Source organism: Mesorhizobium sp. M0898, from assembly GCF_040319695.1.
In the GTDB taxonomy this organism is placed as follows: domain Bacteria; phylum Pseudomonadota; class Alphaproteobacteria; order Rhizobiales; family Rhizobiaceae; genus Mesorhizobium.
On sequence record NZ_JAMYOE010000003.1, the window covers coordinates 102,360 to 124,841 of the forward strand.

Genomic DNA, 22,482 nt, shown 5'->3' on the forward strand with positions numbered 1-22,482 from the left:
CACGCTGTCATGCGCAAGCTTCTTTTTGAAAGCCTGATACGCCCCCCTCTCACCGAGCGTCCGCCGTTGGCAAGCAGCACGGCAGTCGACGAACTCGCACGCGCGCTCGATGGGGCTGCTCACAAACGATTGGGGCGAAGCCTGTCGATCCGGGCGGTCGATGCCGGTTCCTGCAATGGCTGCGAACTTGAGATGCACGCGCTGAACAACGCCTTCTATGACATCGAGCGTTTTGGGATCCGGTTCGTCGCATCGCCGCGCCATGCTGATGTACTGCTCGTCACCGGGCCGGTCACAAAAAACATGCGCGAGGCATTGAAGCTGACCTATGACGCAACCCCCAACCCAAAATGGGTGGTCGCACTGGGAGATTGCGCAGGCAATGGCGGCTGTTTCTCCGGCAGCTATGCGGTGGTGCGCGGAGTGTCCGAGGCCTTGCCTGTCGATCTGCACATTCCAGGTTGTCCGCCGCCGCCAATCGAAATTCTGAAAGGCCTGCTCGCCTTGCTTGACGGCGTGAATTCCAAGACTGGTGCTGCCCGAAGGTGACTATGTAGAGGCTTTGCCAAGGTTGGCCTTGTCGCTGCATAGATCCAACCGATGCGTAGCCGTGAGTTTAAGGGCATCAGCCAACCTCTGTCCCAAAATTGGAAGGCGCTCGGCGGCGAGAACGGCTAGAACGCCTGCTTTTTCGCCGGCAGCCCAGCGCTTTCGATCGAAGGGGACCGTTCCCTAGTCCGAAATGGTTACTTGCGCTGCAGCTAATGTAGTTACAATCTTGTGCAGTCGGAAGCTGCATGGGCCGGCCAGGCGCGAATACCGCCTTCGCCGGCGTCTCAAGGCAGTCGACCACATTTTTGCGGTGCTCTAAGGGGGAAACAATGAGATTGACGATTGTTTGCGCGGCAATTGTGATTGCCGTATCCACCGCCGCCGTTGCGCACGAGAAAAAGAGGGTGGTCAGTACACCAGTAACGTCGTGCTGTGCCGACCTGTCGGGCAGCACGATCAAGAAAAACAGGGAAACAAAATTGGATTGCAGTTCAACCGGAACTGTCTCCAGCCCGATTTCGAAAGACAAATCGGAGCCGCGCCTGGGCTATGAAACGGTTAATCCTGCAATCATATCGATCTATTAGCTGAGGAAATAACAGGCAGGTCTATCGGCGCTCAGGCTTCGGGAGCAGGGCACGAACCGACTCGCGGCCATGGCCTGCGGACCATATTCAAGCATCGATCAAGTCGGACGCCGCCGCGAAATCAGCCGTTAATCGCTTGGTGGCGGCGCTCGGCCTCATTGCGCATGCCTGCGCTCAATGTTTGATGCGGTCACGCATTGCGTACCAAAGCATGCCGAGCACATAGAGCGGGCCGCGCAGCGCCGTGCCGCCGGGGAACGGCAGCGGGCTTAGGGTCGAAAACAGATCGAGCCGCGAAGCATCACCGGTGATCGCCTCAGCGAGCAGCTTGCCCGACAGCGTCGACAGGATCACCCCCTTGCCCGAATAGCCATGCGCAAAATAGACGTCGCCATAGCGACCGACATGCGGCAGGCGCGATGTCGTCACCGAGACCAGCCCGCCCCAGGCGTGATCGATGCGGCGGCCGCGCAATTGCGCAAAGGTCTTTTCCATGTGCGGCCGCACGAAGCCGGCAATGTCGGCGGGCGGCGACGGCGTATAGCGCTCGCCGCCGCCGAACAGCAGGCGTCCATCCGCCGACAGCCGGTAGTAATTGACGACGAAGCGCGTGTCGGAGACGGCCACATTGCTTGGGATGACGTCGCTCGCGTCGCCCAGCGGCTCGGTGGCGATGATGTAGTTGCCGACCGGCATAATGCGACTGTTGACGCGCGGCTCAAGCCCGTGGAGCAGCGCATCGCCGGCCAGTACGACATGCCTGGCCCGGACCGAGCCTTTGGCCGTCGAAACCCGGGGGGAAGCTTCCCGCTCCAGCCGCAGCGCCACCGAATTCTCGTGGATGGTGACGCCCGCCGCAGCCGCGGCGCGAGCAAGACCGAGCGTGTAGTTCAGCGGATGCATATGGCCACCGAGCTTCTCGTACATCGCGCCGTGATAAGGTGTGTTCACCATTCCGCGCGCCTGCGCTGCCGACAGCATCTCGACATCATGAAAGTTCATCACCGTAGAAAGGCACTCGGCTTCTTCTTCGAGGTCGCGCAGGTCGGAACCGTTGACCGCACCGGCCAGATGGCCGGTGAGCCTGAGGTCGCAATCGATGGCATGGCGCTCGATCAGACCGAGCACGAGGGCCCGCGCCTCGAAGGCGAGATCGAACAGTGCCCTCCCCCGTTCCGGCCCATATAGCTTGACCAGCCCCTTGGCACCCTTGCGCAGGCCGGGGATCATCTGGCCGCCATTGCGCCCCGACGCCCCCCAGCCGATCTTGCCGCCTTCGAGCAGCACTACCTTCAGGCCGCGTTCGGCTGCATGAAAGGCTGCGGAGAGGCCGGTACAACCGCCGCCGACCACCACCAGATCGGCGTCGACGTCGCCCTGCAGCGCCGGATGGTCCGGAGCCGGATTGGCCGTCGCGACATAGTAGGATTTGCCGATATCCAGGCCGGAGTTGAAGCCCCCAGAATTGAAGCCCATCATCACACCTTGAGCAGCAGATGGTCGCGTTCCCAAGAGGTGACGACGCTCTGGAACAGGTCGAGCTCAACGCTCTTGACGCGCAAATAGGTCTGGAAGAAATCCTCGCCGAGCACCGCCCGAACCGGATCGCACGCAGCGAAGCGGTCGAGCGCCTCTTCCATGGTTTTGGGCAGCGTGCTCCTGCTGCGATAGGCATTGCCCGACGCTTCCGTCGAACGAGCGATCTTCTCCTCGACGCCGAGATAACCGCAAAGCAGCGAGCCGGCTATCGCCAGATAGGGATTGGCATCGGCGCCGGGCAGCCGATTTTCCACGCGCCGCGCGGTGGGCCCGCCTGCCGGCACACGCAGGCCGCAGGAGCGGTTGTCGTGCGACCACTCGATGTTGGCGGGTGCACTGTGGTTCGGCCGGATGCGGCGGAACGAATTCACGTTCGGCGCAAACAGCGGCATCACCTCGGGAATGTATTTCTGCAGGCCGCCGATGAAATGCCCGAACATCTCGGTGTCGGCGCCGTCGCGCCCGGCAAACAGCGTGTTGCCGGCCTCGTCGACGACAGACATGTGGAGATGCATTGAGCTGCCGGCTTGTGCGGCTATCGGTTTGGCCATGAAGGTCGCCTGCATGCCACCTTCCTGCGCGGCCTGGCGCGTCATTCGCTTGAACAGCAACACCTTGTCTGCCAGCGGCAGCGCGTCGCCATGCAGGAAATTGATCTCCAGTTGGGCCGTGCCCGATTCATGGATGAGCGTGTCGAGCGGCAGTCCGGCTGCCGCAGCATAGTCATAGAGGCGCCGGATCACCGGCTCGAATTGCTCCAGTGCCGCCATGTCGTAGGGATGCTGCACGCTTTCGGAGCGGCCATTGCGCCCGACCGGCGCCGTCACCGGCCTATCGGGATCGGGATTGGGCGCGGTGAGATAAAATTCAAGCTCCGGCGCCACCACCGCCCGCCAGCGGCGCTGGCGATATAGATCGAGCACGGCCCGCAACACGTGCCGCGGCGAAGCCATCCACGGCCGGTCGTCCATGTGGAACGCATCGGCGAAGACATAGGCCTTGCCTGGCCCGCCACCGGGCGCCAGACAGAGTGTTGCGACATCCGGCACCATCCGCATGTCGGGGTCCTGGTAGGCGAACCCCTCGTCGACGGAACCGGAATAGCGGCCGTCGATGCTGACCAGGAACGCGCTGCTCGGCAGATAGAGTGCTCGGTCCTCGATCGCCTTGAGGAACTTGGCCGCTGGCAGGGCCTTGCCGCGCAGCACGCTGTTCATGTCGGGCACCAGGCACTCGACCTCGCTGACAGCGTGAGCGGCCAACCAGTCTTTCGGGTCGTTGGTGCCGTTCATGGTCGAGGCATCCGTTGTTGTGGTGTCAAGCATCAGGTCGGGTCCTTGCGAGAGCGAGAATGGCTTCGGCAGCCACGTCCGTTCCGGGTGTCAGCGCCATATGCACTGCATTCTCCCGGAGGCGTGCGCGCATTGCAGCATCGGCCATCAGGCCGAGAATGCTTCGCGCCAATTCGTCTTCCGTCCAGCCATCGCGGCTGATGTGGCGCCCGACGCCGGTTTCCTCGGCACGTTGCGCATTGTCATGCCCGTCCCAGCAATAGGGCATGACCAGCGACGGCACACCGAAACGCAGTGCTTCGCAAAAGCTGTTGTTGCCGCCATGATGAATGAAGAGGTCGCATTTCGCCACGACCGAAGGCTGTGGAAACCAGGCATCGAGATAGACATTGTCCGGAACGGCGCGATAGCTGTCGCGCAGACCTCCGGCATTGACAATGAAGCGGGCCGGCAGCCTGTCGAAAACGGCGAGCATCCGCTGGATCAGGCCGACATCCATGGCGCCAAGACTACCGAAACTGACATAAACCAGCGGTCCGCCATCGCGCGGAAAAACCGGCACGTCGAACGGCCCTTCCGAGCGAACGCAGCCTTCGAGATAGACGAAGCTGGCAGGGTCGAGCGGCTCGGCGCGCTGCCTTCGCACAATCGTTGGGGTCAGCAGCAGATTGAGGGCGGGCGAAGGTTCCAGAAAAAGACCCGTCGGCAAGGGCGCAAGACCGGCGTCGGTCCGAAGCCGATTGAAGCGGTCATGGGCCGGAGCGACCGCTGCCAGGTAGCGCGCCTCGAACGCCGCGCGGCTCGGGTCGTCGGCGGCGAGACCGGACAGATAGGGTGGCACATTGGCATCGGGAAGCTCGGTTTCGGCGCAGGAGACGACGCGCACCCACGGGCAGCCGGCTGTCGCCAATGCCGGGAACATGACGACGTTGTCGAGCACCACGGCGTCCGGCTTCAGCCGCGCCAGCAATTGGCGCAGCGGCGCCTCGGCGTTGACCGCAGTGTCTACGATTGCTTGCCAGGTCGGGGCAACGTAGGTTTCGAGCTGATCGATGGGGCTCAGCCTGAAATGCGGCAGATGACGGCGCACGAAGGCCTGCCAGTAGCTCTGGCGTTCGCTGTCGGTCAACGGATCGTCAGTCGGCAACTGGTATTCCTGAAACCCATAGTCGGCGAACACGCCAGAAAAGCCGGCATGGCAGATGAACACCGGACGGGCGCCACGAGCGCGCAGGGCCTGCGCTATGCCAACGCAATTCAGCGCAGCGCCGAAGCTCGCTTCCGGAAACAGTGCGATGGTCGGGCTGCCTTTGCGCATGATCCTCGTTATTCCGGCCGGCTGATCATGCCGAACAGCGCGGGCGCCCCGCGACTAGCCGCCTGCGGTCGCTGGCTGCGTGAAAGCCGCAGATGGACCCGAAGCAGATCGGCTGCAACCTCGTACTGCTGGCTCTCCAGATGGTCGAGTATGGTCAGATGCTCGCGCAATGATTGCTTCAGCCGGAAGACATTGACGCCGGCATACGTTCCCGGCAGCCGGCGCAGCCTGAGATGATCGGCCAACGCCTCGGCGACGAAGCGGTTGGCGGAGCCACCGGCGATCATCCCGTGAAAATCGATGTCCAGCCGTTGGAACTCTCTGGAATCGAATGCCGCGTCGGGCAGAGCCAGCAGCATTTCCATGCCCTGTCGCAAGGCTGCCGCGCGCGTCCCATCCAGCCGGAATCCAGGCGCCAGAAGGGCGGCGGGTTCCAGCAACAGCCGGAATTCATAGCTCTCCCCTTGTGCGCCAAGATCGTCCGGCGCTCTCCTGAAAAGCCAGGACTGCCCCGGCGCGCGGTCCAGAAGATTTTCCTCGGCCAGTTTCTTCAGCGATTTTAGTACCGTCCTGCGCTCGGCATTATACCGTCGCATCAGCGCGCCGACGGTGACCGTCTGGTCCAGCCGGCGCGCCGAGCGGTCTCGCAGGATCATGTCGGCAAGTTCATCCTCCTCGGCGCTCGGCAGGTCGGCGGCGACGGTCGCCTGGCTCGTGAGGTCTACCGCCAAGCGATAGCCGGACTCAGCCTCCCATCGAACCACGCCTTTTTCAGTGAGCAGACGCAGCGCGGCCCGCACCGGAGTTCGGGATACGTTGCAGAGCGAAGCGATCTGCTGCTCCGGGAGATGAGCGCCGGGTTCAAAGCCGCGTTTCCGGGCCACATCGAGAATGCGCTGTGCAAGGTCGAGATGGTTGGTACGGGGACGTCGAGCTGCAACTTGCATGGCAATTCTCGTGAAGGATTTGGCGGCTGAGATTTGGCCGATTGCCCTTGCGGATGCGATCGGCCGGGATTCACCGTAGTTTGACAAATTATGGATTGACGTACTTTTTTCTGCAATAGTACTGTGAGATCAATCGGCAATAAAAGACCGGGGAACAGGATCAAAGCGGCTACGGCTGCAGGCGCTGGTCCGACGACTAGTTCGATGATCAACCAGAATGGGAGTCTGTCATGACCACCACCCACCTGCGGCACCGTCCGTTAAGGAAGTCCTTGATCGCACTTGGCCTTGGCCTGGCGCTGTCAGCGCCGGCGGCTGCCTCCGACCTCGTTATCTCCAACTGGGACGGCTACATGGCGCCGGATGCCATGAAAGCTTTCAAGGCGGCGACCGGTGTCTCCGGTGAAGTCGTGGTTCACGCCACTAACGAGGAGATCATGGGCAAGCTCGTCGCGTCCGGCGGCAAGGGCTATGACGTGGTCTTCGTCTCCTCGCCCTTCGCCGAAGTGCTGAACAAGCTCGGCCTGATCGAGGCGATCGACCATGCCAAGATCCCTAACCTCGCTAATCTCTATCCCGAGGCGGCGAAGCTGCCGCACGACGCCGGCAACAATTTTTCCGTGCCCTACACTTGGGGCACCACCGGCCTTTGCTACCGTTCGGATCTGGTGAAGGCGGAGCCGGTCAGCTGGAACGACCTTCTCGCCCCGTCCGATGCGCTCAAGGGCAAGACGACGATGCTGGCGACCGACCGCTGGCTGCTTGCCGCCGGCCAACTCGCCAAGGGCTATTCGGTGAACGAGACCGATCCGGCAAAGCTCGGCGAAGTCAAGGACTTGCTGATCTCGGCCAAGAAGACCTTGCTGGCCTATGACGACACGACCTTTTATTCAAAGCTGGTCTCGGGCGAGGCGCTGATGGTTCAGGCCTGGGATGGCTGGTGCAATTACGGGATCGCCGAGAATCCACAAATTAAATACACCATACCGAAAGAAGGCTCGGATCTCTGGGTCGATACGATGGTCGTGATGAAGGCATCGGCCAACAAGGACGCCGCCTTCCAGTTCATCAACTTCATGCTGGACGCCAAGAACCACGCCTGGGCGGCCCAGAACATCGACTACAAGGTACCGAACAAGCCGGCCATGGAAAGCCTGCCGGCGGATTTTCTCGCCAAATTTCCCAATATGAGCATGCCGGTGGCAGCGTTGGTCAAGTTCGAGCAGTTGCGCGATGTCGGCGATGCCCAACGCGACTACTCGAAGATCGTCAGCGAAATCAAGGCCGCGCAATAACCGACATCAAAATCAGAAATCCCGGTCGACGGCGGGGTTTTCGCCGCCGACCGTTGAATGCGGTACCGCAATCTTGTCCCAAACAAGACTTCGCTCATTCTTGCTGATGACGCCGGCGCTGGCCTGGCTCACCGCCTTGATGGTCGTGCCATGCGCGCTGGTGCTGGCGCTCGCCTTCTTTCGGCGCGGCATCTATGGCGGCATCGATTACACTTTCACGCTGGAGAATTTCGGGCTGGTGTTCGACCCGCTCTATGCCGGCATCTTCCTCAATTCGGCGCGCATTGCCGGCACGGCAACCCTGGTCGCGGTGGTGATCGGTTATGCGGCCGCCTATGCGATCGCGGCAGCACCCCGGCAACGGCAGCCGGTGTTTCTGTTCTTTGCCGTCTTGCCCTTCTGGTCCAACTACCTGATCCGTACCTATGCCTGGATCGTGCTGCTCAACCGCGAAGGGCTGATCACACAACTGCTGCGCTGGTTCGGCTACACCGGCGAGCCGCCGTCGATGCTTTATACCGAAGGCGCCGTCATCGCCGGTCTGGTCTACAACTATCTGCCCTTCGTCATCCTGGCCTGCTACGCGCCGCTGTCGCGGCTCAATCCGGAGCTCGCAGAGGCCTCGCGCGACCTCGGCGCGTCGGCCGTGACCACATTTCGCCGGGTCATCCTGCCAGTGACCGTGCCGGGTATCGCCGCCGGTGCTGTTTTCGTCTTCGTGCTGTCGATCGGCAATTTCGTGACCCCTGCTCTGCTCGGCGGTGGGCGCTTCCAGATGATCGGCAATGTCGTCTACGAGCAGTTCCTGACCGCCAATGACTGGCCCTTCGGTGCGGCACTGGCAATGGTGCTGATCGCCATCATGCTGCTGGTGCTGACGGCGCAGGCCCTGGCTGCTGATCGCGCCTCGGGCCGTACCGCCGAAGCGAGAGGAGGCGCCGATGGCTGAGCGCTCCCTCGCCACGAGGCGCGCGCTCTGGCTCGTGCTTTCACTGGTCCTGGCCTTCCTCTACATCCCGATCGCCGTGCTGGTGGCGCTGTCGTTCAACCAAGGCGGGCTGCCGACCGTCTGGTCGGGCTTTTCGCTGAAATGGTATGTCTCGCTAATCGGAAACGCCGCAATCCTTTCTGCCGCGCTCAACACATTGATCGTGGCGCTTGTCTCGACCGCCATCGCCACGCTGCTCGGCACGCTGCTGGCGATCGGCGTCGAAATACGCCGGCAATACGGCAAAGGTCTCGAGGCGCTGATCTTTGCGCCGATGATCATTCCCGACATCGTGCTGGCGATCGCGCTGCTCAGCTTCTTCTCGATGCTTGATCTCACCTTGGGCCTGCACACCATCATCCTGGCCCATGTCGTCTTCAATCTCGCCTTCGTCTGCTCCGTGGTGCGCGCGCGGCTGAAAAGCTTCGACTGGTCGATCGTCGAGGCCTCTGCCGATCTCGGTGCTTCCGCGCTCACGACATTTCGGCGGGTGACGTTGCCGGTGATCCTGCCTGCCGTCGTCGCCGGCGCGCTGCTCGCCTTCACCCTTTCGGTCGACGAATTCATCATCGCCTTCTTCACCGCCGGCGCCGGCCGCGCCTCGACCACGCTGCCGATGCAGATCTATTCGATGATTCGCTTCGGCATCACGCCGGAGATCAATGCCTTGGCGACTATCGTCATGGCGGTCTCAATCACCGCGCTGACCCTGTCGCAGCGGCTCAACCGTGGGGTGATCGGCCAATGAACGAGCCCCGCACGCTGCTGGCGATCGACAACGTGTCGAAGAAGTTCGGCCGGGTGACGGCGGTCGACGGCATTTCGCTGGATATCCGCGAGAACGAATTCTTCGCCTTGCTTGGACCTTCGGGCTGCGGCAAGACAACGCTGCTGCGCATGCTGGCCGGCTTTGAGACGCCCAATGACGGGCGCATCCTGCTCGACGGCCGCGACATCGGCAGGACCCCGCCCAATAAGCGGCCGGTCAATCTGATGTTCCAGTCCTATGCGCTGTTTCCGCATATGAGCGTCAGGGCCAATGTTTCCTACGGCCTCGAAATGGAACGCTTGCCTGCAAAGGAAATCCGCTCCCGTGTCGACGCCATTTTGGCGACGACCGAACTCGTTGCCTTCGCCGACCGCAAGCCGGAGCAATTGTCCGGCGGGCAGAAGCAGCGCGTCGCGCTTGCCCGAGCGCTGGTCAAGCGACCACGGCTGCTTCTGCTCGACGAACCTCTTGGCGCGCTCGACAAGAAATTGCGCGGGGCCATGCAACTGGAGCTGAAGCGGCTGCAGCACGAGGTCGGCATCACCTTCGTCATCGTCACCCACGATCAGGAGGAATCGCTCGTCATGGCCGACCGTATGGCAGTGCTCAGGGACGGCAAGCTGCTGCAATGCGATACACCCCATGCGGTCTACGAGCACCCGGGGGACCGTTTCGTCGCCGACTTCATCGGCGTCATGAATTTCGTACCGGGCAAAGCCGCCGGCGACGGCGTGCTGGCAAGCAACGGCGTGCGGATCGCCGGCGATGTTCCCGCAACAATTTCGCCCGGCGCTGCGGCGGTAGCTTCAGTGCGGCCCGAACGCATCCGGCTGTTCCCGTCGGCAGAAACGGCCAACCGTATCTTCGGCGCGGTCGAGGCGCTGGCCTATCAGGGACTCGATCTGCAGCTGCACGTCCGCACCGCCCTGTCGCCAAAGCCGTTCCTGGTGCGCGTCACCGCCGACGCCGCCGACCGCCGCCCGGTCTCGTCGGGCGATACAGTCGAGCTCGGCTGGGATGCGGCTGACGTCAGAATTTTCGCGGATTGATCGAAGGAGAACCTCTCATGGCGCAGAAGACGATCGCGTTCTTTCCGGAGGCCGCCTATGGCCCCGCGCTCAATTCCGTCGGCATAGCCCAGGCGATCGAGGCGCGCGGCCACAGAGCGGTGTTCCTGTCGGACCCCGGTTTCGTCGACGTCTACAAGGGCTACGGCTTCGAGGCTCATCCGGTGAACCTGTCCGAGCCGATGCCGCCGGAACAGATGGCCAAGTTCTGGGAAGACTTCATCAACGGCCACATCCCGAACTTCCGCAAATCGCCCTACGACCAGGTCGACAATTACGTGAAGGATTGCTGGACGGCGATCGTCGACAGCGCCAAATGGGCTGAGAAGGATCTGCCTGGCGTGCTTGCGACGATCAAGCCTGATGTCATCTGCGTCGACAACGTCATCCTGTTCCCGGCAATCAAGCAGTATGGCAAGCCCTGGGTGCGCGTCATCTCCTGCTCGGAAAACGAGATCGAGGACGAGGACATCCCGCCACATCTGTCCGGCTGCGGCGAGAACGACCACGCCTGCCATCGGCGTTACCGCGACCATTTCAACGCCGTCATCAAGCCGATCCATGACGACTTCAATGCGTTTTTGAAAGCGAACAACGAAGCGCCGTATCCGATCGGCCAGTTCTTCGAGGCCTCGCCGTACCTCAATCTGCTGCTCTATCCCGAGGCGGCGAAGTTCAAGCGCCGCTATCCGCTCGACCCGGCAAAATTCCAATATCTGGAAGGCTGCGTGCGGCAGGAGAAGCCCTACATCGTGCCGGTTTTTGCGAAGAATAATGACGGGCCGCTGCTCTATGTTTCCTTCGGCAGCCTTGGCGCCGGCGATGTCGATCTGCTGAAGCGCATCGTCGCAACGTTGGGCAAGACGCGCTACCGGGCGCTGGTCAATGTCGGCGGCTACAAGGAGCAGTACGCGCAAGTGCCCGAAAACGTCATCGTCGAGAGCTGGTTCCCGCAGCCATCGGTCATCCCGCAGGTCGATGCGATGATCCATCATGGCGGCAACAATTCGTTCACCGAGTGCCTGTATTTCGGCAAGCCGGCGATCATCATGCCCTACGTCTGGGACGGCCACGACAATGCGACGCGGGTCGAGGAGACCGGCCACGGCTTCGGCATGCCGCGCTACGACTGGAGCGACGCCGAGCTCATCGCCAGGATCGAAACCTGCCTGACCGACCCGGCAATCAGGGCCAAGCTGGCCAAGACGTCGGCCCAGATGCAGTCGCAGAACGGCCCGGAGAAAGCGGCTGCTTTGCTGGAGAAATTGCTGTGATCTCTGCCCCACACCTCCACCAAGCCTCGACCCGCACCGACCTCGTCGACTGGGGCACCCAGCCCGACGCGCTGGAAGGCGCTTCGCACTCCACCGGCAGGCTGGTGCACAAAGGGCCGAACAACCAGCCGGAATCCGGCATCTGGGTCTGCACGCCCGGTCGCTGGCGGCTGGCGATTCCGCGCGACGAATTGTGCCATTTCGTTGCCGGCCGTGCGACCTACAGATCGGTCGACGGCGAGGTGATCGAGGTATCCGCCGCCACGGTTGTCATGTTCCCGGCCGGTTGGACCGGCGAATGCACCGTCCACGAGACCATCCGCAACGTTTACATGCTGGCCTAAAGCCGGCCACTGGAGCTCCCGACATGCCGACACCGATCATGAAATCGCCGCTCGCCCTCACCGACCTGGTCGACTGGGGCGTCATCCCCACCCTGATCGACGGCGAATCCCGCAGTTCCGGCAAGCTGCTGCACAAGGGGCCGGAGGGCCGCTCCGAATGCGGACTGTGGGTCTGCACGCCGGGCAAATGGCACTGCCACGTCACCCGCGATGAGTTCTGCCATTTCCTCGAGGGACGCTGCACCTATGTCCACGAATCCGGCGAGGTGATCGAGATCGAACCGGACACCGCAGCGTTCTTTCCGCAGGACTGGAAAGGCGTCTGCACCGTCCACGAGACCATCAAGAAAGTCTACATGATCCGCTGAACCTTCACGATAATTCTACCCTACCGGACACGTGACGCCGTTTTCTCCGCTTCCGATGCTCATGGACTTTAATCTCCGCTCCGCTTCGGTTCTCGAAAACCACGCCGCCTGTCTCGGCAGGGTGAATTCTCAAAAAGGTTCCGTGCACACGGGAGGACAGAATGGACTTTTCACCTGACCGGCCGACCTTCTTCGTCAATCCGGATTATCGGCCAATGACCGGTGCGGCAAAACCGGTGATCGATCCGGCGACGCTCGAAACCGTCGGCGCGATCACCGCAGCCAGCGACGGCGAGATCGACGCCGTGCTCACCGCAGCGACCAAGGCGCAAACGGCCTGGAAAAAGCTCGACGCCAAGAGCCGTGCCCGGCATCTGCACGCCGTCGCCAACGCCATCGAGGCGGCCGACTTCACGCACTGCGCCGAGCTGATGGTGCGCGAGATGGGCAAACCCTATCCGGAGGCGATCGGCGAGATCGCCAATTGCGCGCCGATCTTCCGCTATTACGCCGAAATGGCGCGTGACGACGCCGGCAAGATCGCCGGCACGACGCAGGCCGGTTCGTTCCAGTATGCCCGCTACGAGCCCTACGGCACGTCGGTGCACATCATGCCTTACAATTTTCCGATCCTGTTGATGTGCTGGACCGTCGCCGCCTCGCTTGCCGCCGGCAATGCCTGCGTGATCAAGCCCGCCGAAGCGACAACATTGTCGACGCTGGATTACATGACCGTGTTCCGCTCCCTGCCGAAGGGCCTGGTTTCCTGCATGCCAGGCGGAGCAGCAACGGCGCAGGCGCTGATCGCCTCGGACCGCACGCATGCGGTTGCTTTCACCGGTTCGGTCGCCGCCGGCAAGGCTGTCGCCGTCGCATGTGCAGAGCGCATGAAGCCTTGCGTTATCGAGGCCGGCGGCAGCGATCCCCTGATCATCAGCCAACACGCCCCACTGGACGTGGCGGCTGCCGGCAGCGTCACGGCTGCCTTCCATCTCACTGGCCAGGTCTGCACTTCGGCCGAACGGTTCTTCGTGGTTGATGCCGTTCACGACCGCTTCGTCGATCTGTTTGCCGAGAAAACGCGCGCGCTGCGTATCGGCAACGGCCTCGACAAAACCGAGATCGGACCGCTGGTCAGCGAGGCCGCGCGTGCGAAGGTCATCCGGCTGGTCGACGATGCAATCCGCAGCGGTGCCAAAGCGATCACCGGCGGACGCATTCCGCCGGCACATAATGTAGGCTGGTTCTACGAGCCGACCATCCTGACCGGCATCACCGCCGATATGGCAATCGTGCGCGAAGAGTGTTTCGGGCCGGTCGCCGCAATCTGCCGGGTCAAGGATTTCAACCAGGCGATAGAGCTTGCCAACGACAGCCCCTTCGGTCTCGGCGCCTCGGTCTTCACCACCGATCTAGCCGAAGCGCATGAGGCCGCGGAGCGGCTCGAGGCCGGCATGGTCTGGGTCAACAATCCGCTGATAGACAATGACGCGTTGCCGTTCGGGGGCTGGAAGGCTTCGGGCCTCGGCCGCGAGCTCGGCCGCCAGGGTCTGGATGCATTCCGCCGCTCGAAGATGGTCATCATCGACCACAGACCGGAGATTCAGGGCTGGTGGTATCCCTATCCTGACAGCTGGTTCCGCGAGGCAGGCGGGCGCAAGCATGTTTGACACGACTATCTTCGGGCGTGCTGCTAGCTAATTGTTTAGGATATCCGCCTCCGCCGAATGTAGCCGAAGGCTGGTGAGATCGGAATCAGAAAGGCCACCTGCGCTCAACGGCCATTCGCCCGGCGGACCCGCCAGATGACATTACCGACGTCGTCGGCGACGAGCAGTGCGCCAGTCTGATCGATAGCGACGCCGACCGGCCTGCCCATCGCCTCGTCATTACGCCCGATGAAGCCAGTGAGCACATCTTCCGGAGGACCGCTCGGTTTGCCACCATGGAACGGCACGAAGATGACCTTGTAGCCGCTATGCACGCTTCTATTCCACGAGCCGTGCTGGCCGACGAAGGCGCCGTTGCCGTAGGCCGGACCGAGCCGCGCGCCTTTGGAGAAGGTCAGTCCCAGCGAGGCGGTATGAGAGCCCAGGGCGTAATCGGGCTTGATCGCTGCCGCCACGAGATCGGGGGGCTGCGGCTTGACGCGTTCGTCGACGTTCTGTCCGTAGTAGCTGTAGGGCCAACCGTAGAAAGCGCCGTCACGAACCGAGGTCATGTAATCCGGCACAAGGTCGTCGCCGATCTCGTCACGCTCGTTCACGGCGACCCAAAGCTGGCCAGTCTCAGGATTCCAGGAGAGCCCGTTCGGGTTGCGCAGGCCCGAGGCGAAGACCCGAGTGCGGCGGGTAGACCGATCCACTTCAAGGACAGCGGCGCGGTTCTTCTCGGCGGCTATGCCGTTTTCTCCAACGTTGCTGTTGGAACCAACGGTGACATAGAGCTTGCGTCCATCCGGAGTTGCGATCACGTCCTTGGTCCAATGATGGTTGAGGTCCCCGGCCGGCAAGTCGATGATCTTTTCCGGCGACGTGCTGACTCGGGTCTGGCCATTGGAGTAGGGGAAAGCGACGAGCGCGTCGGTATTCGCGACAAAGAGTTTGCCTTTGGACAGCGTCATGCCGAAGGGCGAATTGAGGCCTTCCGCGAACGTCGTGCGCACATCCGCAATGCCGTCGCCATCGGTGTCGCGCAGGAGCGTGATGCGGTTGGCGCTTTTGGTCGCGGCGCCAGCCCGCTTCATAGCCAGGTCCATGAAGACCTTTCTAAGACTGAAGCCTTCATCATGCTTGGCAGGGGCATTGGTTTCAGCAACCAGCACGTCGCCGTTCGGAAGCACATGTAGCCAGCGCGGATGGTCGAGGCCGATGGCGAAGGCGTTCACCGTCAGCCCCTTCGCCGGGGTCGGCATACCTTCTTTCTGCCAGCCTTTCGCCTCGGCGATGTTAACAGTCGGGATCAGCGTCGGTCTTGGTTTCGGTAAAGTGGGGTTGGGGCCATAGCCGGTTATTGCCCTGGTTTTTTGCGCCGGAATGCCAGCGCAGCTTGCCATGACGGTGCCCAACACCGCTACGAGTACGCTTCCTCGGAAGCCGGCATGCATCGGACGTCCTCCGCATGGATCTGTGTCGCGCTCTTTGTGTAAACGGAAGTCAGTGGCTTATTCTTCCAATTGCTTCGAAACAGCGGCGCTCGTGATCCTAGGAACCAGGAATTCGCGACAGATCTGCTCTCGGTAGAAATATGGCGCGAGAAGATTGTGGCAACCGCGCGAATATCTGTCGCGCGATATGAATCTCACATTCGTGTCGCGCGAAATCGATACGGCTTGCGCTGTTCGGTATCGAGTTGCTCATGGGCCAACATGCGTTCGAATGGAAGGAGACCGTGAACGGCGGGACCCACAATGACCCACCGATTGCGCCATCTGGTGAAACAGCTGTTGTTGCTGCTTAGCAAGACGCTGCCAATCTGCTAAAGTCTGCGGTGGGAGGAGACGGATATCCAATCGCTGCCGATAGCACATCCAAGTGTAGCGAAGGCGACACCCGGAGCATCACTTTCGCTCGCCTATTCCCTCGCGACGCTCTGCTGGCTCCTGTCGGCCGGCGTCTATATCGCCGCCAAGTGGGTTGCCCCCGAGATGCCGCCTTGGGCGCTCTGCTTCTGGCGGCTGACGCTCGCGTGCGCGATCCTGCTGCCGATCGTCCATCGTCATCACGGGGCGATGCTCGTGCTGATCCAATCCCGGGTGATCGAGGTGCTGGTCATCGGCACTATCGGGCTAACCTTGTGTCAGGGCATGATCTACACGGGCCTCAACTACACCAACGCGACGACCGCCGGCATCATCATGGCGCTGTCGCCGATCATGACCATGGTGCTTGCCCGCTTCGCGCTCGGCGAGCCCCTTGGTGTCTGGAAAGCGCTTGGAGCGCTGGTCGCTCTGGCTGGGATGGTGGTGATCGTGGCGCGCGGCGACCTTGCCGCGCTGATGCAGCTGCAGTTCAATTCCGGCGAGTTGTGGATCGTCGGCAGCGCGTTTTGTTGGGGCCTCTACACCGTGCTGCTGCGTCGCGCCAAATTCGCTATCGAGCTTCTGCCGATGGTGGTCCTGCTGCTGGGAGCCGGCGCGCTGGCCGCACTGCCCTTCTATCTCTGGGAACTGTTTTCCGGGGATCGTTCGGCGCTGCATGCGAACGGCCTTCTGGCTCTCGCCTATGTTGCCGGCCCCGGCGGTGCTCTGATGTACTATCTCTACAACCGTAGCGTCGAGACGCTTGGTGCGGGGCGCGCCAGCATGCTGCTCTATCTCCAGACCGCCTTCGTCGCCGTTCTCGCTTATCTGGTCCTTGGCGAAAGCTTGCACGACTACGATCTCGCCGGCGCCGCCTTCATCATCGCCGGCCTGCTGCTCGCCACCGCGATCAAGCCGAGACAGCGCACGGTGCGTGTCGCGTAGGCAAACATCAGTTCCGCTGCTTCGGCGAGCAGCTCGCAAAATCAGAGCGCCACCCGAAGCAAGCCGGGTCACTGAAGTCGGCTGTTGTGACGCAGCACGAGGCCGACCGCGCCGAGCAATGCGTCGTTCTCCGTGTGCTTGCCAACGATTATCCGCGTGCGCAGCGCAGGCGCCACATCGCGGGACTTGATGAGCGTGTGGCGTTCATATGATGCGATCAGTGGCGCCAGGAGAATGTCGCCCGCCAAGGCCATGCGGCCGCCGATGATGATGAGCGGCGGATTGAGAACCGAACCGATCAGGCCAAGGCCACGGCCGGCGAACTCGGCGGTGTCCTCGATCATCCGCAGCGCCCTCACGTCGCCCTGCTCGGCCATCATGATCACGTCGTCCATCGTGACCGGCCGCCGCACGATGCGCGAAATCTGCTCGAGCGGTCGGGCAAAGCTGGCATAGAGCTCCAGGCATCCTCGATTACCGCACCGGCAAAGGTCGCCGCCGGGATCGATGCTGATGTGCCCGAATTCGCCGGCGCCGCCGGCGATGCCGCTCACCAGCCGACCGTGCTGGACAATGGCCCCGCCGACGCCCAGATCGACCTTGAACAGCACGAAGTCGTCCTGGCCGACGGCCGCACCCCACATCAGCTCCGCAATGGCCGAGCAGTTGCTCTCATTGTCGGCGAAGATCGGCTGTTCGAGGACCGGCCCGAACACATCGCGGATGTTGACCCCGGCCCAGGTCGGAACGATACTCGCGCGCAGCACCACTCCTTCGCGGCTGACTGGGCCCGAGACGGAGACCCCAACCCCCAGGAGCCCCGCCATCGGCAGACCGTTCTCTTCATAGCATCGGGCAATTACTGACTTGGCGAGCTGGGCCGCTTGTTGCGGCTGGTAGTCCAGACCCATGGGGATGGTTTGTTCGGCAACGAAAGAATGCGAGACGTCAGCGACGACACACCGCATCTCGTCGAGGCCCAGATGGATGCCGACGCAGGTGCCCGCAGCGGGATTGAGCGTCAATGTCGTGGCAGGCCTGCCAATACCCCTCGCCGCGTCATGATGGGCCGGGGATTCGATTACCATCCCCGACTTTCTCAAGCCATTGAGCGCGGTTGAAACCGTCGACCGCGCCAAACCGGTAATGCGGGTAATTTGCGACGCAGAAAGCACGCCGCGCTCGCGCAGGCATCGGACGATCAGGCTCTCCGGCGACGCGGACGGCCTGTCGATTAGCCAATTTCTAAGCGAAGGTTTGTTCATGATGGGCACAAAGCACGTTGACTGATAGCCCAGATATGTCATCTTGGAAAGAACGGAGATTACTGCATCTCGCCGGCCACGACCTCAAATCGCGGGCCACAAGCGGTCGATACGAACCGTGCATCATATATGGGAGTGAAACGATGAAATACCTGAGGACGGCCTTTGCGGCCGCTACCGCCCTCACCTTGATTACCGGAACAGCCCTCGCGGAGCCGAAGACCAACCTCTTGCATCAATGGGCCACCGGATCGGACGCCCAGGCTATCGCCAAGCTCGGCGAGATGTTTACCGCCAAGGGTGGCACCTGGCAGCAGACCTCCATCGCGGGCCATACGGCCAATACCCTGGCCAAACTGCGTGCCGATGTGATCGCCGGCAACGCCCCTCCCGCTGTGCAGCTAAAGGGCCCCGAGATCGCCGAATGGAACGAGACGGGCATGACAGCCAATCTCGACGACCTGGCGAAAGCGGAAAATTGGGAGAAGGTCGTCGCTCCCGAATTGCTGCCGGTGATGAAGCCGACCGGGAATTGGGTGGCCGCGCCGATGAACATCCACCGCATCAACTGGCTGTGGGCATCGCCGAAGGTCATGAAGGACGCGGGCGTCACCGAGATGCCGAAGACATGGGCGGAATTCAATGCCGCCTGCGACAAGATCGTGGCCAGCGGCAAGATCTGCATTTCGCACTCGACCGCCGACTGGACCGACTCGACCGTCTTCGAAGTGGTCGTGTACGGTCAGGACCTCGATCTCTACAAGAAAGCCTTCGTCGAGGGCGACGTCGACGCCATGCGCAGTGACGGCATGGTCAAGGCCTTCGAGCAGTTCCGCACCATGACCTCGAAGTACATGGATCCCGGCATGAACGGGCGTGACTGGGATACCATGTCGCATCTGGTCGGCCGCGGCGAGGCCGCCTTTCACATCATGGGCGACTGGACGATCGGCCTGCTGACGGCCGGCGGCTTCAAGGAGGGCACCGACTATGTCTGCGCCCAGGCGCCGACCGATTGGGGCAAGCCGGGCTTCATCCTGAATTCAGATTCGGTCGTGTTCTTCAAGCAGAAGGACCCGGACTATATCGAGGGACAGAAGCTGCTTGCCAGCATCATCCTGTCGCCCGAATTCCAGACCATTTTCAATCAGACCAAAGGGTCCATTCCGGCGCGCCTCGATGTCGATCTTTCGAACGGCTTCAATCCCTGCCAGCAACTCTCGCAAAAGGATTTGCAAGCCTCGATCGCCGCCGGCACGCTCGTGCGTTCGATGGCGCACAACATGACGGTTCCGCAAAAGGTCCGCGGCGCAATAATGGATAGCATCACGGAGTTTGTAGCAACGCCGGATATGAGTGCGCAGGACGCGGCCAATGCGATGGCGGATGCGGCCGAAGCGCAGAAGTGACGCTGCCGATGATGGCCGGGGGCGAAGCTCCCGGCCAGACCTCGCCGGAGCAGCCCGATGTCCACCCATGATCTGATTGTACCAGCCGCAGCTGCCGCGGCCCGTCCGTGGCGCGAGCGCCTGGGCACGATGGTGCCCATTCTGGTGCTGGCGCCGTCGATAGCGGCGAGTTTCATCTATGTTTTCGTCTTCACGCTCTGGACGCTCTACATCTCGCTGTCCAATTCGTCGCTGTTGCCGACCTATGGGTTCGTCGGCCTGGACAATTACGCTTCGCTCTGGGCAAACCGGCGCTGGAACATCGCCTATACCAATCTCTTCCTGTTCAGCGGCTTCTATATCGTTGGCTCGATGGCCGTTGGCCTGCTGCTCGCGATCGCGATCGACCAGCGCGTCCGCGGCGAGGCGGTTTGGCGCACCATCTTCCTCTATCCGTTGGCGGTGTCCTTCATCGTCACCGGTACGGTGTGGAGTTGGCTCTATAATCCTGTCGACGGTATCCAGGCCTTCGTTCGCGGGCTTGGCTGGACCGACTTCAGCTTCGCCCTGACGGCCAACCGCAACACTGCGATCTATGCGGTGATCATAACCGGTATCTGGCAGTCGTCCGGCTTCGCAATGGCACTTTTCCTGGCCGGTCTGCGGTCGGTCGATCCGGATCTCGTCAAGGCCGCGCAAATCGACGGCGCGTCGGTTTTCCGGACCTATCGGAGGGTCATCCTGCCAACCATCGCCCCGATATTCCTGGCGGTGGCGGTCATTCAGATACAATTCGCCATCAAGACCTTCGACCTGGTGGCGGCGTTGACGCGAGGCGGCCCAGGTGTGTCCACCACCTTCCCCGCCATCTATGTCTACGACCTGATGTTCCAGCGCGGCCAAATCGGCGAAGGTGCCGCCGCGGCGATGATGATGCTCGCTGCGGTCGCGGTTGTGCTGGTGCCGTATTCCTTGTGGATCGTCTGGCGCCGGCGAGCGGAGGGCCGCAATGGCTGAAATTGCCCCTAATGCCCGTTTTGATCCGGAAGAAGCCGCTGCCACGCGCCGGCATTTCTGGAGCCGCTTCCTTGTCTATGCCGTGCTGACGCTTTTCGCGGTCGTCTATCTCGTGCCGCTGCTGGTGGTGATCTTCAACTCATTGCGCGAGCAGTCGGAGATTGCCCGCAACGGCCTCATCTCCGTACCGCGCAGCTTCCGGTTCGATGCGTGGGCGCAGGCCTGGGGATCCTACTGCGTCAGCGGTACCTGCGAGGGAATGAAGCGCAATTTCTTCAACTCCCTGGCGATGACGATCCCCGCCACCATCATCTCGACCATTCTCGGCGCCATGAACGGCTACATCCTCTCCAAATGGCGCTTCAGGGGCTCTGAACTGATTTTCAATCTGATGCTGCTCGGCGTATTCATGCCCGGCCAGATTTCGCTGATGCCGTGGGCGTTCCTGCTCGGCAAGCTCGGCCTGACCAATTCCACATATGGGCTGGTGCTGATCCACGTCGTCCAGGGCATCTCGTTCACCACCCTGTTCTGCCGCAATTTCTACGTCAGCATACCGGACGACCTGATCAAGGCGGCACGCATCGACGGCGCCGGGTTCTGGCGGATCTTCCGCAAGATCATCCTGCCCCTGTCGCCGCCCATCCTGATCGTCACCGTCATCTGGCAGTTCACCGGCATCTGGAACGAGTATCTGTTCGGCGTCGTCTTCACATCGGGCCAGCAGCAGCCGATCACAGCGGCACTGGTCGCGCTCACGGCCGGCGGCACGACCGCGCGTGCTTACGATGTGATGAGCGCAGCCGTGCTGATCGGCGCGTTGCCTCCGCTGCTCATCTATCTGTTCGGTGGAAAATACTTCGTGCGCGGCCTCACCCAGGGCGCCATCAAATGAGGCGTCGCCCATGTCCGCGTTGATGATCCGCAACCTTCACAAGAGCTACGGCTCGCTCGAGATTCTTGCCGGCATCGATCTCGAGGCTAAGACCGGAGAATTCGTCGCCCTTGTCGGCCCGTCGGGTTGCGGCAAGTCAACCTTGCTCGCCATGATCGCCGGACTGGAAACCGTCACGTCGGGCGAGATATGGATCGGCGACCGGCTGGTGAACTCGGTGCAACCCAAGGACCGCGATATTGCGATGGTGTTCCAGTCATACGCCCTCTATCCCACCATGACGGTGCGCCAGAACATCACCTTCGGCATGGAGAGCCGCGGCGTGCCAAAAGCAGCGCAGGCGGAAGCTGTCCAGCGGGTTGCCGCACTCCTGCAGATCGAACAACTGCTTAAACGCAAGCCCGGCCAGCTCTCGGGAGGCCAGCGGCAGCGCGTTGCGATGGGGCGTGCCCTCGTGCGCGACCCGAAGCTGTTTCTGTTCGACGAGCCCTTGTCCAACCTCGACGCCAAGCTGCGCGTCGACATGCGTACCGAAATCAAGAAGCTTCACCATCGCGTCGGCAAGACCACAGTGTATGTCACCCACGATCAGGTCGAGGCGATGACGCTTGCATCCCGCATTGCGGTGATGAACCAGGGCTCGGTACAGCAGTTCGACACGCCGAAACGGATCTACGACCGGCCGACCAACATGTTCGTTGCCGGTTTCATGGGATCGCCGGCGATGAATTTCATTCCCGCCCGGCTTACGGGCTCGACCAGCATCTCGGTACGCGCCGCTGACGGCAGCGACGCCAGCCTCGCCCTTGCCGCGCCGATGCCCGCCGGTGCGCCAAAGGACGTCGTGCTCGGTATCCGGCCGGAACACATCTACCGTTTCACGACCGATCTGAAGTCGCGCAAACCTGCTGTGGCGTCCATGCAGGCGCCGGTCGAATTGGTCGAGCCTACCGGGGCCGAGACGCTTGCCGTGCTCAGGCTGGGTGACCTGGAGATCACCGGCCGTTTCGAGCCGGATGACGCTCCCGTCATGGGCGAGACGATAACGCTCGGCATCGACATGTCGCGCGCCTGTCTGTTCGATCCAACAACCAAGGCGCTTCTGTAGTTTG

At 62.1% G+C, this 22,482-nt stretch carries 21 protein-coding genes; 15 read left to right on the forward strand and 6 right to left on the reverse strand.

The features are described from left to right. The first annotated feature begins 9 nt into the window (after positions 1 to 9). Together NKH90_RS05775 and NKH90_RS05780 are read left to right on the forward strand one after the other, a co-directional pair. Positions 10 to 549, forward strand: coding sequence for an NADH-quinone oxidoreductase subunit B family protein (locus NKH90_RS05775; protein ID WP_352767237.1), 540 nt, complete (start codon positions 10 to 12; stop codon positions 547 to 549). A gap of 332 nt (positions 550 to 881) precedes the next feature. Beyond that, on the forward strand, positions 882 to 1,139 hold the full coding sequence (locus tag NKH90_RS05780) for a hypothetical protein (RefSeq protein WP_352817985.1): 258 nt from the start codon (positions 882 to 884) through the stop codon (positions 1,137 to 1,139). Positions 1,140 to 1,313: 174 nt separating this feature from the next. On the opposite strand, the gene NKH90_RS05785 is transcribed toward NKH90_RS05780, so the two are convergent. From NKH90_RS05785 to NKH90_RS05800, 4 genes are read right to left on the reverse strand one after another with little or no spacing between them, the layout of a single operon-like run. Then, complete coding sequence (locus NKH90_RS05785; protein WP_352817988.1) at positions 1,314 to 2,618, reverse strand: NAD(P)/FAD-dependent oxidoreductase; 1,305 nt, start codon at positions 2,616 to 2,618, stop codon at positions 1,314 to 1,316. Next, a complete protein-coding gene (locus NKH90_RS05790) occupies positions 2,618 to 4,003 on the reverse strand; it encodes a glutamine synthetase family protein (RefSeq protein ID WP_352817991.1) in 1,386 nt (461 codons plus the stop codon). Before NKH90_RS05790 ends, NKH90_RS05785 begins: the two co-directional genes overlap by 1 nt. Then, positions 3,996 to 5,291: a nucleotide disphospho-sugar-binding domain-containing protein gene (locus NKH90_RS05795; protein ID WP_352818431.1), complete on the reverse strand. Its 1,296-nt coding sequence runs from the start codon at positions 5,289 to 5,291 to the stop codon at positions 3,996 to 3,998. The genes NKH90_RS05790 and NKH90_RS05795 overlap by 8 nt, the downstream gene beginning before the upstream one ends. 5 nt (positions 5,292 to 5,296) lie before the next feature. Further along, on the reverse strand, positions 5,297 to 6,235 hold the full coding sequence (locus NKH90_RS05800; RefSeq protein ID WP_352817994.1) for a GntR family transcriptional regulator: 939 nt from the start codon (positions 6,233 to 6,235) through the stop codon (positions 5,297 to 5,299). Positions 6,236 to 6,465: 230 nt separating this feature from the next. Between NKH90_RS05800 and NKH90_RS05805 the strand changes: the two genes are divergently transcribed. The 8 genes from NKH90_RS05805 to NKH90_RS05840 all read left to right on the forward strand — a co-directional run bounded on the left by NKH90_RS05805 (position 6,466) and on the right by NKH90_RS05840 (position 14,010). Further along, on the forward strand, positions 6,466 to 7,530 hold the full coding sequence (locus NKH90_RS05805) for a polyamine ABC transporter substrate-binding protein (protein ID WP_352817998.1): 1,065 nt from the start codon (positions 6,466 to 6,468) through the stop codon (positions 7,528 to 7,530). A 106-nt stretch (positions 7,531 to 7,636) separates the two neighbouring features. Further along, a complete protein-coding gene (locus tag NKH90_RS05810; RefSeq protein WP_352818434.1) occupies positions 7,637 to 8,479 on the forward strand; it encodes an ABC transporter permease in 843 nt (280 codons plus the stop codon). Next, entirely contained in the window at positions 8,472 to 9,266 is a 795-nt protein-coding gene (locus NKH90_RS05815) for an ABC transporter permease (RefSeq protein WP_352454154.1), read from the forward strand. The genes NKH90_RS05810 and NKH90_RS05815 overlap by 8 nt, the downstream gene beginning before the upstream one ends. Then, positions 9,263 to 10,336, forward strand: coding sequence for an ABC transporter ATP-binding protein (locus tag NKH90_RS05820; RefSeq protein WP_352818000.1), 1,074 nt, complete (start codon positions 9,263 to 9,265; stop codon positions 10,334 to 10,336). Before NKH90_RS05815 ends, NKH90_RS05820 begins: the two co-directional genes overlap by 4 nt. A gap of 17 nt (positions 10,337 to 10,353) precedes the next feature. Further along, positions 10,354 to 11,628: a glycosyltransferase gene (locus tag NKH90_RS05825; protein ID WP_352818003.1), complete on the forward strand. Its 1,275-nt coding sequence runs from the start codon at positions 10,354 to 10,356 to the stop codon at positions 11,626 to 11,628. Next, positions 11,625 to 11,972: a cupin domain-containing protein gene (locus NKH90_RS05830; RefSeq protein ID WP_352767552.1), complete on the forward strand. Its 348-nt coding sequence runs from the start codon at positions 11,625 to 11,627 to the stop codon at positions 11,970 to 11,972. Before NKH90_RS05825 ends, NKH90_RS05830 begins: the two co-directional genes overlap by 4 nt. Before the next feature lie 23 nt (positions 11,973 to 11,995). Beyond that, positions 11,996 to 12,340 carry a cupin domain-containing protein gene (locus NKH90_RS05835; RefSeq protein ID WP_352767554.1) on the forward strand — a complete coding sequence of 115 codons (345 nt, stop codon included), beginning with the start codon at positions 11,996 to 11,998 and terminating at the stop codon, positions 12,338 to 12,340. Between the two features lie 161 nt (positions 12,341 to 12,501). Then, on the forward strand, positions 12,502 to 14,010 hold the full coding sequence (locus NKH90_RS05840) for an aldehyde dehydrogenase family protein (protein WP_352767556.1): 1,509 nt from the start codon (positions 12,502 to 12,504) through the stop codon (positions 14,008 to 14,010). Between the two features lie 104 nt (positions 14,011 to 14,114). On the opposite strand, the gene NKH90_RS05845 is transcribed toward NKH90_RS05840, so the two are convergent. Further along, positions 14,115 to 15,446 carry a PQQ-dependent sugar dehydrogenase gene (locus tag NKH90_RS05845; protein ID WP_352818006.1) on the reverse strand — a complete coding sequence of 444 codons (1,332 nt, stop codon included), beginning with the start codon at positions 15,444 to 15,446 and terminating at the stop codon, positions 14,115 to 14,117. Between the two features lie 399 nt (positions 15,447 to 15,845). On the opposite strand from NKH90_RS05845, the gene NKH90_RS05850 reads away from it, so the two are divergent. Beyond that, the gene (locus NKH90_RS05850) at positions 15,846 to 16,805 is read left to right on the forward strand and encodes a DMT family transporter (RefSeq protein ID WP_352818438.1); all 960 of its coding nucleotides are present in this window, start codon (positions 15,846 to 15,848) and stop codon (positions 16,803 to 16,805) included. A gap of 68 nt (positions 16,806 to 16,873) precedes the next feature. On the opposite strand, the gene NKH90_RS05855 is transcribed toward NKH90_RS05850, so the two are convergent. After that, the gene (locus NKH90_RS05855; protein ID WP_352539296.1) at positions 16,874 to 18,070 is read right to left on the reverse strand and encodes an ROK family transcriptional regulator; all 1,197 of its coding nucleotides are present in this window, start codon (positions 18,068 to 18,070) and stop codon (positions 16,874 to 16,876) included. Positions 18,071 to 18,213: 143 nt separating this feature from the next. On the opposite strand from NKH90_RS05855, the gene NKH90_RS05860 reads away from it, so the two are divergent. From NKH90_RS05860 to NKH90_RS05875, 4 genes are read left to right on the forward strand one after another with little or no spacing between them, the layout of a single operon-like run. Next, positions 18,214 to 19,479, forward strand: a complete 1,266-nt coding sequence (locus NKH90_RS05860; RefSeq protein ID WP_352539298.1) for an ABC transporter substrate-binding protein — start codon at positions 18,214 to 18,216, stop codon at positions 19,477 to 19,479. 57 nt (positions 19,480 to 19,536) lie between these two features. Further along, positions 19,537 to 20,475 (forward strand): carbohydrate ABC transporter permease, encoded by a 939-nt coding sequence (locus tag NKH90_RS05865; RefSeq protein ID WP_352466746.1) that lies wholly within the window; start codon positions 19,537 to 19,539, stop codon positions 20,473 to 20,475. Next, positions 20,468 to 21,370 carry a carbohydrate ABC transporter permease gene (locus NKH90_RS05870; protein WP_292660005.1) on the forward strand — a complete coding sequence of 301 codons (903 nt, stop codon included), beginning with the start codon at positions 20,468 to 20,470 and terminating at the stop codon, positions 21,368 to 21,370. The genes NKH90_RS05865 and NKH90_RS05870 overlap by 8 nt, the downstream gene beginning before the upstream one ends. A gap of 10 nt (positions 21,371 to 21,380) precedes the next feature. Beyond that, positions 21,381 to 22,478 carry an ABC transporter ATP-binding protein gene (locus NKH90_RS05875; RefSeq protein WP_023675506.1) on the forward strand — a complete coding sequence of 366 codons (1,098 nt, stop codon included), beginning with the start codon at positions 21,381 to 21,383 and terminating at the stop codon, positions 22,476 to 22,478. The last annotated feature ends 4 nt before the right edge of the window (positions 22,479 to 22,482 follow it).

Excerpts from the sequence above, each read along its gene's own strand:
- NKH90_RS05775 (WP_352767237.1), top strand. The coding sequence starts at position 10 with ATGCGCAAGCTTCTTTTTGAAAGCCTGATACGCCCCCCTCTCACCGAG.
- NKH90_RS05780 (WP_352817985.1), top strand. The coding sequence starts at position 882 with ATGAGATTGACGATTGTTTGCGCGGCAATTGTGATTGCCGTATCCACC.
- NKH90_RS05785 (WP_352817988.1), bottom strand. The coding sequence starts at position 2,618 with ATGATGGGCTTCAATTCTGGGGGCTTCAACTCCGGCCTGGATATCGGC.
- NKH90_RS05790 (WP_352817991.1), bottom strand. The coding sequence starts at position 4,003 with ATGCTTGACACCACAACAACGGATGCCTCGACCATGAACGGCACCAAC.
- NKH90_RS05800 (WP_352817994.1), bottom strand. The coding sequence starts at position 6,235 with ATGCAAGTTGCAGCTCGACGTCCCCGTACCAACCATCTCGACCTTGCA.
- NKH90_RS05805 (WP_352817998.1), top strand. The coding sequence starts at position 6,466 with ATGACCACCACCCACCTGCGGCACCGTCCGTTAAGGAAGTCCTTGATC.
- NKH90_RS05810 (WP_352818434.1), top strand. The coding sequence starts at position 7,637 with ATGACGCCGGCGCTGGCCTGGCTCACCGCCTTGATGGTCGTGCCATGC.
- NKH90_RS05815 (WP_352454154.1), top strand. The coding sequence starts at position 8,472 with ATGGCTGAGCGCTCCCTCGCCACGAGGCGCGCGCTCTGGCTCGTGCTT.
- NKH90_RS05820 (WP_352818000.1), top strand. The coding sequence starts at position 9,263 with ATGAACGAGCCCCGCACGCTGCTGGCGATCGACAACGTGTCGAAGAAG.
- NKH90_RS05825 (WP_352818003.1), top strand. The coding sequence starts at position 10,354 with ATGGCGCAGAAGACGATCGCGTTCTTTCCGGAGGCCGCCTATGGCCCC.
- NKH90_RS05835 (WP_352767554.1), top strand. The coding sequence starts at position 11,996 with ATGCCGACACCGATCATGAAATCGCCGCTCGCCCTCACCGACCTGGTC.
- NKH90_RS05840 (WP_352767556.1), top strand. The coding sequence starts at position 12,502 with ATGGACTTTTCACCTGACCGGCCGACCTTCTTCGTCAATCCGGATTAT.
- NKH90_RS05845 (WP_352818006.1), bottom strand. The coding sequence starts at position 15,446 with ATGCATGCCGGCTTCCGAGGAAGCGTACTCGTAGCGGTGTTGGGCACC.
- NKH90_RS05855 (WP_352539296.1), bottom strand. The coding sequence starts at position 18,070 with ATGAACAAACCTTCGCTTAGAAATTGGCTAATCGACAGGCCGTCCGCG.
- NKH90_RS05860 (WP_352539298.1), top strand. The coding sequence starts at position 18,214 with ATGAAATACCTGAGGACGGCCTTTGCGGCCGCTACCGCCCTCACCTTG.
- NKH90_RS05865 (WP_352466746.1), top strand. The coding sequence starts at position 19,537 with ATGTCCACCCATGATCTGATTGTACCAGCCGCAGCTGCCGCGGCCCGT.
- NKH90_RS05870 (WP_292660005.1), top strand. The coding sequence starts at position 20,468 with ATGGCTGAAATTGCCCCTAATGCCCGTTTTGATCCGGAAGAAGCCGCT.
- NKH90_RS05875 (WP_023675506.1), top strand. The coding sequence starts at position 21,381 with ATGTCCGCGTTGATGATCCGCAACCTTCACAAGAGCTACGGCTCGCTC.